The organism is Phenylobacterium sp. (assembly GCF_036495085.1).
Lineage (GTDB): Bacteria > Pseudomonadota > Alphaproteobacteria > Caulobacterales > Caulobacteraceae > Phenylobacterium.
Genome location: NZ_DASXNL010000041.1, coordinates 1 through 8,274 on the forward strand (window position 1 = coordinate 1; position 8,274 = coordinate 8,274).

Consider the following 8,274-nt stretch of genomic DNA (forward strand, 5'->3'; position numbering starts at 1 on the left):
ATCGCAGTATATAGGTCGGGCAAAATGCTGCGGACCAGCGGGTGGCGCAGGATACGTCGGACGGCAAGGAGGGCGGCGTAGAGGTCGGCCTCGAGAGACCCCTGGTCGCCGGGATCGCTCAGTACGATCGCCGTGGCCGAGAGTTGCTTGACGAGGTCGCTGGACATGTCGGCCTTGGAGCGCCAGCGACGATAGAGGGCGGCCTTGCCCACGCCTGCCTTGCGGGCCACAGCATCAAGGCTGAGCGCAGAGTAGCCGACCCGCGCCCATTCCTCGAAAAAGGTCTGCGCCAGGGCGTCGGTGATCTGCGGCCGCTTCAAGGCCGCGCCGCTCAGCCGGGGGGCGTTCGCCGTCATAGCGTCCGTCGCGACGGAACCGTTGCGTTCCATCGTGCTCTGATCTATCTCGTCGAGACGATCCTGTTCCATCGATGGAGATTTAGCCTGTGCCCGACACCAAGCCAACCGTCATCGATATGCTGATGGGCGCTCTGGGCGACCGCATCGACCCGGCGGCGACAAACTTCGTCGAGATGATCTCCGACAACTTCGTCATGGAGTTCCCCTTCGCGCGTCCAGGCATGCCCACGCGGGTTGAAGGGCGCGCCGCGGTGCTGGACCACCTGGTGAAGGTCGGCGAGGGCGTGAGTGTCGATTCCGCCGGCAACCTCGTGGTGCACGAGACCACCGATCCCGAGGTGGTGATCCTGGAGTTTGACGGGCACGGCCGCTCGGCGAAGACCGGGGAGCCCTACGAGCAGCGCTACATCTCGGTGATCCGCGCGCGCGGCGGCAAGATGGTGCACTTCAAGGACTACTGGAACCCGATCCAGGGGCTCAAGGCCCAGCTGGGCTCGGCGGTCGTCGACGCCTTCATCCTCGGCGGAGGCGTCGCGTGAGCGACCTGGTGTTGGTGACCGGGGCGACGGGCAAGACCGGCAGGTCTTTGGTGTCGATTCTTGAGCAGACGGGAGTGGCCTATCGGGCCGCCTCACGCCACGGCGAGACACCGTTCGACTGGTCCCGGCCCGAGACCTGGGATGCTGCCCTGGAGGGCGCCACGTCGGTCTACCTGGTGGCGCCGCCCGGCGTGGACGATGCCCACTCACGGATGGTGGCGTTCGTGCAATCGGCGATGGGCAAGGGCGCCCACCGCTTCGTATTGCTGAGCATGGCCTCGCTTCCCGCCGGCGGCCCGGGCCTGGGACAGGTGCATCAATGGCTGCAGGACAACAGCGAGGATTGGGCCGTCCTGTGCCCGAGCGCCTTCATGCAGAACTTCAGCGAGGGTCCTTTTCTCGCCTCGATCCGTGACGAGGACACCATCTATTCCAACACGGGTACGGGGCGAGTCCCGTTCATCAGCACGCTCGACATCGCACATGCCGCGTTTGCCGCGCTGACGGCGCCAGGCGCCCTCAACAGTGACTTCACCCTTACCGGCGAGGAGTCGATCTCCTACGACCGCGTCGCCGAATTGATCGGCCAGGCCTGTGGTCGTCGGATTTCGCACACGCAAATCTCGACCGCGGCGATGGCCGAGAGGTTTGTGCGCCGCGGCCTGCCTGAAGGGAACGCGATGTTCCTGGCCGCGGCCTACCAGACCATCGCTCATGGCGCGCAAGATCGGACGGCAGAGGGTTTCAGAACACTGACGGGCAGGTCTCCAATAAGGTTCCAGGCATTTGCCGACGCCAACGCCGACGCCTGGAAACGAGGCCCCGGGCGCTCTGGCCCTGGGCGATCGGGCAGCAGGTCAGCCCCCCTCGCGCAAACCTGAGCGTCCCGATCACGACGGCAAAAAGGAGACCCCAAACGATCCGCGGCTGCGCAAACTCGGGGGCAGGGCTCTGGTCGGGGAACCCTCGTCCTAGCTATGTGGCCGGGCCACGTCGACGCCCGAAACTAGAGAGAGGCAGCCCCAGACGATCACACGGTATCCAACCCGCGCATAAGAGCCTGTTGAACCGTCGTCTTGAAGTCCTGCCTCCGACTTTGCGCAACAGCTACGCCGCTACTGTCCGCCGTCAGCGCGCGCGGAAGGACCGCTCACGCCCCATCGAGTTGACTGCGAACATAAGAGCTAGGCGTCGACAGCGGGGCGGCTGGCCGCTGCGAGAGCGGGTTTCACCCGATAGGCTCTCCCACGGGCGAAGTGAAAGCTGCGCCCCGTCAACGTGGAGCGCGCATCCCATGATGCATCCATCGAGAGCGAGAGTCCTGCTGGCCGGCATGGGGCTCGGCGCGTCCATCTTCAGCTTTTCCCTCGCGCGAGCCGCCACAACCACCGCCACTTTCACGGTCACCGCCTCCGTGCAGACCGCCTGCGCGGTCAGCGCCAACAACTTGAATTTCGGGGCCTACGCAGGCCAGCAAATCGACAACACGGTGACGCTCCTGGCCACTTGCTCAGTCACCGTTCCGTATGACATTGGCCTGAACCAAGGGACCTTCACGGGCGCCACCGTCACCACGCGCAGGATGGCCGGAACCGACCCGGCCGGCCTTGGCTATTCACTGTTCCAAGACACGGGGCGCACGACTAACTGGGGCAACACCGTACCTACTGACACGGTGCATGGCGTCGGCACCGGGTTCGCCCAGACGGTCACCGTGTTTGGCCGGATCCCTGGCGGGCAGAACGTCAGCCCCGGCAGCTACTCGGACACCATCACCGTCACGCTGAACTTCTAAAGATCGCGGGAGCGTCCGTTGAAACCCGGCCGCCCCTATTGCCGGCGATTCGCCGGGCAGGTCGTGGCCTTGGGCGCGCTGCTCGCCGCAGCGGGCGGGCCGGGCGAAGCAGAGGATTTCGCCCAGGGGATCACGATATTCCCCGTGACGATCGAATTCCCGCCCGGGCAGCTGGCCGCCGTGCTTACCCTGCAGAACGACGGCGATCGAGACCTGCCGTTTCAGGCGCGCCCCTACGCATGGGGGCAGCCGCAGGGCCCCGACACCCTGGCCGAGACGGACCTGCTGGCGGTCAGCCCGCCGCTCGGCGTCGTCCCTGCGCACGGGCGGCAGGTGGTGCGGCTGGTGCTGCGCCGGTCGGCCGGCGCGCGCGAAGCGGCCTATCGGATCATCGTCGATCAGATCCCGCCGCCGCCCGAAGCGGGTGTGGTGGGTTTCAGTCTGCGCGTCTCGATCCCGGTATTCGCCGAACCGCAGGGACGCGCCGCACCCCATGCGCGGTGGCGGCTGGAAGCGACGGAAGGGGGCGCTGCGCTGGTGGCCGCCAACGACGGCGACCGTCGCCAGGTGGTCCGCGACATGGTCCTGACGGCCCCGGATGGTCGGCGGGCAGAAGTCGGGCGCGGCCTTTCACCCTACATCCTGGCTGGGGCCACGCGCCGCTGGCCCCTGGCGCGGGGCAGCCCCACGCCGCGCCCGGGCGAGGACTATCGGTTGACGGCGCGCGCAGACACCGGCGCCATAGACCAGGTGGTCACGGTTGAACGTGCCGACCCGTGAATCATGGCTCGCGCCGTTCGTTCGGCTAGCCCTTGGCCTGATCGCCCTTGTCCTCTGCGGCTGCGCCGCAACCTGCGCGCGGGCTGGGGACGAGGTCCTCCAGCTGGAGGTGGTGATCAACGAAGCGCCGACCAACATGATTGGGGAGTTCGTCCTGCGTGACGGCGCTACCCTCAGCCGGCGTGAGGAGCTGACGTCGCTGGGCCTGCGCGTGCCGCCATCCGCGCCGCAGACGCTCGACGGCTTGGTCATCCTCTCGGCGATCCCCGGCGTGGCGGTGCGGCTGGACCGGGCGACGCAGATGCTGTTCCTGACGATACCGCAGGATCTTCTCACGCCGCACCTCCTGACAGCGGTCGGCCGGCCAGTCCCGGAGGCGCCACTGCAGAGCGGCACTGGGATCACCCTCAACTACGACGTCTCCGGCGCATTTGGAGATCATGCCGACACGGCCAGCGGGCTCTTCGACCTGCGGGCCTTCTCGCCCTGGGGCGTGGCGTCGACCACCTTCCTGGCCCACGCCGGGCTTCGCCCGGCAGGCAGCGCAATGGACGAGGCGATCCGCCTCGATTCAACTTACGTGTACTCGGACTTCGCCAGCCAGCGCCGCTATCGATTCGGCGACTTCGTGAGCGGCGGATTATCCTGGACGCGCCCGGTGCGCATGGGTGGCGCGCAAGTCAGCCAAGACTTCTCCATGCGGCCGGACCTGGTCACCTTTCCCCTTCCGATCGTCGCCGGGACGGCCGCTGCGCCGTCGACGGTCGACGTGCTGGTCAACGGCGTGCAGGCGCTCTCACGGCCCGTCCCGGCAGGCCCCTTCCAGGCGCCGCAACTGCCGTTTGTGACGGGGGCCGGCAGCGTCGTGATGACCGTGACCAACGCCGTCGGCCAGCAGGTGACGACTGTGCTGCCATTCTACAGCAGCGCCCGCCTCCTGGCGCCGGGACTTCGGACTTGGTCGGTCGAGGCGGGAGCCGTGCGGCGCAACTGGGGCCTGCGCAGCAACGACTATGGCGAAGCCGCCGCCTCGGCCACCTACCGCGCCGGGCTCAGTTCGACGCTCACGGTAGAGGCCCACGCCGAGGGCGCGCCGGGCCTGGCGATGGCCGGGGCGGGTCTGGCGGCCGACCTCTTCGATCTCGCCGTGGCTGACGTGGCGGTGGCGGGCGGCAGCGGCCTGGGCGGCAACGGCGCCAGTGTCTCGCTCGGCGTGGAACGGATCGCCCCGGTGTTCAGTTTCGGCGCGGCGGCGCTGTTCGCGACGCCGCATTTCAGCGACCTGGCGGCGCGGAACGGCGATCCGGTCCCCGAGCGTCAAATCAGCGCAAACCTGGGCCTGACACTCAAACGCTTGGGCGCGCTCGGCCTCTCCTACACCGAGATCGAACGCCGTCCGCTCACGGCTCTGGTCGGCGCCGTGCTGCCGCAGACCACCACGCCGGGGCCCCAACTCCCCGAGAGCGGCGTTGCCAACTTTACAAGCGCACGTGTCTTGACTGCCAACTACTCCGTCCAGGTGGGCGGCGTCTTCCTCTACGCAACCGGGTTCCACGATTTCGCCCGCGGGGGCGGCGGCGGGGCGACCATCGGTCTGACCGTGCGGCTGGGTCCGCGAAGCTCGGCCGCGGCGAGCGTCGTCGCCAATTCCGGATCGGTCGCCTATCCCCAACTGCAGGCGCAGCAGTCGGTCGTCTCGATCGGCGACTGGGGCTATCAGCTCTATGCGGCCGGCGGCCAGCCGGCGCACGGCTTCGCCCTCGGACAGTACAAGGCGCCCTGGGCCTTGGTGTCCGGCGGGGTGGACTCCGTGGGCGGCCATACGACAGGCCGCGTCGACCTGCAGGGCGCGCTGACGATTGCGGACAACGCGCTCTTCGCCTCAAACCCCATCTACGACAGCTTTGCGGTCGTCGACACGGGCGGCGTCGCCGGCGTAGATGTGCAATTCGAAAACCGCGACGCCGGACACACGGACGCCCGAGGCCGACGCTTGGTCCCGGACCTGCGCGCCTGGGACGTCAATCACCTCTCAATCGATCCCGGCGACGTGCCGATCGACGCCCAGGTTCCTTACACCCAGCTCGACGTGCGGCCGCCGGACCGTTCCGGCGTCGTGGTGAAGTTTCCAATCAGGAAGACGCGCTCGGCGTTGCTCGTGCTGATCGACGAGTCCGGCCACCCGCTCGCAGTCGGCAGCGCCGCGACGCTGCAGGCGACGGGGGTCAGCGTGTCGATCGGTTACGACGGCCAAGCCTTCGTCGAGAACCTTAGCGAGCAGAACCGGGTGGTCGTGCAAATGCCGAATGACGGGCGCTGCGTCGCGGACTTCCACTACACGCCTGCGCCCGGCGAGATCCCGAAGATTGGACCACTGACATGCAGAAGAAGCGATCGGTAGCGCCAGCCTTCGGCCTTATCACGTTCGTACTGCTCCTCATCACGCCGGCGTCCGGCCATGCCGCTGCAGCGTGCACCCTTTCCGCGGTGCCCATCGTTTTCGGATCGTTTTCGGGGTCACCGGTGACGGTAGCGGGCCAGATTACCATCCACTGCACCGGAAACGGGACTGCCAACTACTCACTCCAGTTGAGTGCTGGCTCTGGAACTTTCGCGTCGCGCACGATGAGAGGAAGCGGCAGCAGTATTTCGTATAATCTCTACACGGATTCGGCTTTTAGTCAGATTTGGGGGGACGGCACCGCGGGCACCGTAGTTAATACCGGCGTACTTAACGTCGTTCCTCCAAACGCCTTAGACATAAACGTTACAGTATTTGCGAAATTGCCTTTACAACCTATTCTTCCACCAAGTGGAAGTTATATTGACACCATTGTCGCAAATCTGACGTGCACGGGCGGCACTCCCTGCGCCGCCACAACCACGTTCGACGTCACTGAAAGCGCCCAGGCCGTTTGCACGATCTCCGCGAACAGCCTGAATTTCGGAGCCTACAGGGGCCCGCAGATAGATAGCGCGGTGACGCTCCTGGCCACCTGCTCTTCCGGCACCTCCTACAACGTGGGGCTCAATCAGGGCGTGTCGGCCGGCGCGAGTGTGACCACCCGAAAGATGACCCGCTCAGGGGGCGGACTACTCAGTTACGGTCTGTTCAGCGACTCCAGTCGGACGACCAACTGGGGTAACACAGTTGGAACGGACACCGTGTCCGCCACTGGGACGGGCGTCGGGCAGTCCGTTACGGTCTTCGGTCGCGTGCCGGCGTCGCAGCCCGCCGCCCCCGGTACTTACCAAGATACGATCACGGCGACCCTTTTCTTCTGAGTCGCCGCCGCGGCCCGGCCCGTCAGAACTCGATGGTCTGGACCAGCGCGCCGGTCTTCGGGTCTCGGGCCACCATGACCCGCGGCGGGGGAGCGACGATGGTCCGCGGCGCACCAATGGGCGGCTGACAAATCAACGGCGACGGCGTCGAACCCGCCTTGAGCGCCGGCGCAATCCTGCAGGTCGCCGCCACCGTGGCGGTGACGTTGAACGAGGTTGTCCGCGTAGTCGCCGAGGCCGGATGTCCGAAACCGCTCGCCATAGCGGTGATCGCCGCCAGCGGCGGCCAGGCCCTGCACGTCTTCACCGAATCCCCCGTCACACCCGCACTATCCCCAAGTCCGGTAGCTAACAGCCTGCCCGTTAACGGATGGCCAAAGCCGGTGGAAGGGCGCTCCGTTGATGGGCCCGTGACGTCTCCGGCGCGGTCGAGCCGTCCTCGGGCTTCCTAGGATTCGGACCTGACGGCTGCCGGCTGACCCTTCGGAACGTCGGAGAAGGCTCGCCAAAGTACGGCGCGGTGGGTGTTGAGCGGGCCGTCAGGCGAGTAGCCGGGCGATGGCCCAGATCGCAACCCGCCCGCAACCGAGTGACAGAACCGCGCCGATCAGGAAGCCTTAGCTTCTCGGCATGGGCCCGGCAGCGGATCGCGCGAGGCCCAGCAGCCTGCGGTCCAGGTTCGCTGCCAGGTGGGCGCTTCTTACCGTCTCGGTGGCGAAGATTATGGCGATGGCGGAAGTCAGGAAAACGAGTGTTCCCGCAGTGTCCTGCACCGTCGCGAAGAGTTCGTGCGGCGGGCCCATGAACAGGTAGTTGGCGGCGAGCGCCGAGAGGGCCGCCGTGAACATCGCGGGGCGCCAGCCGAGAAAGATCGCGGCCAGAAGGACAAACGGGAAATAGGTCGGAAAGGTGGTGTCCGCGACCAACCCGTCCAGCGACGCCCGGATCAGAGTTGGCGTCATCGCCGCCGCGGCCGCCCAGAAAAAAGCTAGAGGCGTGCTGGCCGGGGACGCGAGAAGTCGCGCCTTGACGAGCTGCACGTGAGGCATAGGCATGGCTTGGGTCCTTTCGACGGGTAGCGGGTCGCTCAAAACCGAGTGCGGAATTAGGTCTCCGCGTCTGCAAACGACGTTACGCCAATCGGCGAACGCGGTTTTTCATATCGCGACATCTGATTCGCATCTGACGTCATCCGACGCCGATGGACGAACTGTCGCGGCGGGGGTTGGTCGGGACCGGTGCGGCTAGGGCACCAACACCGTCTTCAGCGGCTCCATCCTCAACCAGGGCCTCGCGTCGGATGCGAACCAGGGCACGTTCGCCAAGGTCGGAAGCGGCGTGCTCGATATCAGTGGCGCGACGATCAGCAACGGCGACGCCTTTCTCATCGGCGGCTCGCTGGCGCAGACGAGCGGCGTCACCCACATCAGCTCGTTGAACGTCGGGGTCAACGCACCACCGGCGCCCGTGGCCGTGGGCGGCCTCACCATCAGCGGCGGCACGCTGACCTTCGACA

General features: G+C 66.7%; 9 protein-coding genes. 6 read left to right on the forward strand and 3 right to left on the reverse strand.

Annotation, left to right across the window (positions count from 1 at the left end; genetic code table 11):
* Positions 1 to 428 (reverse strand): helix-turn-helix domain-containing protein (locus VGI62_RS05940; protein ID WP_331503481.1); only part of this gene is annotated, 428 nt, incomplete at its 3' end.
* A gap of 17 nt (positions 429 to 445) precedes the next feature.
* On the opposite strand from VGI62_RS05940, the gene VGI62_RS05945 reads away from it, so the two are divergent.
* From VGI62_RS05945 to VGI62_RS05970, 6 genes are all read left to right on the forward strand, one after another.
* Entirely contained in the window at positions 446 to 898 is a 453-nt protein-coding gene (locus VGI62_RS05945; protein WP_331503482.1) for a nuclear transport factor 2 family protein, read from the forward strand.
* Positions 895 to 1,779 carry a hypothetical protein gene (locus VGI62_RS05950; RefSeq protein WP_331503483.1) on the forward strand — a complete coding sequence of 295 codons (885 nt, stop codon included), beginning with the start codon at positions 895 to 897 and terminating at the stop codon, positions 1,777 to 1,779. Before VGI62_RS05945 ends, VGI62_RS05950 begins: the two co-directional genes overlap by 4 nt.
* A gap of 413 nt (positions 1,780 to 2,192) precedes the next feature.
* The gene (locus VGI62_RS05955; protein ID WP_331503484.1) at positions 2,193 to 2,693 is read left to right on the forward strand and encodes a spore coat U domain-containing protein; all 501 of its coding nucleotides are present in this window, start codon (positions 2,193 to 2,195) and stop codon (positions 2,691 to 2,693) included.
* An 18-nt stretch (positions 2,694 to 2,711) separates the two neighbouring features.
* On the forward strand, positions 2,712 to 3,473 hold the full coding sequence (locus tag VGI62_RS05960) for a fimbrial biogenesis chaperone (RefSeq protein WP_331503485.1): 762 nt from the start codon (positions 2,712 to 2,714) through the stop codon (positions 3,471 to 3,473).
* Entirely contained in the window at positions 3,460 to 5,874 is a 2,415-nt protein-coding gene (locus VGI62_RS05965) for a fimbria/pilus outer membrane usher protein (RefSeq protein ID WP_331503489.1), read from the forward strand. Before VGI62_RS05960 ends, VGI62_RS05965 begins: the two co-directional genes overlap by 14 nt.
* On the forward strand, positions 5,853 to 6,758 hold the full coding sequence (locus tag VGI62_RS05970) for a spore coat U domain-containing protein (RefSeq protein ID WP_331503486.1): 906 nt from the start codon (positions 5,853 to 5,855) through the stop codon (positions 6,756 to 6,758). The genes VGI62_RS05965 and VGI62_RS05970 overlap by 22 nt, the downstream gene beginning before the upstream one ends.
* A 22-nt stretch (positions 6,759 to 6,780) precedes the next feature.
* Here the strand turns inward: VGI62_RS05970 and VGI62_RS05975 are convergent, their stop codons facing one another.
* Together VGI62_RS05975 and VGI62_RS05980 are read right to left on the reverse strand one after the other, a co-directional pair.
* Positions 6,781 to 7,065, reverse strand: a complete 285-nt coding sequence (locus VGI62_RS05975) for a hypothetical protein (RefSeq protein ID WP_331503487.1) — start codon at positions 7,063 to 7,065, stop codon at positions 6,781 to 6,783.
* 310 nt (positions 7,066 to 7,375) lie between these two features.
* Positions 7,376 to 7,813: a DUF4118 domain-containing protein gene (locus VGI62_RS05980; protein WP_331503488.1), complete on the reverse strand. Its 438-nt coding sequence runs from the start codon at positions 7,811 to 7,813 to the stop codon at positions 7,376 to 7,378.
* Positions 7,814 to 8,274: the final 461 nt, after the last annotated feature.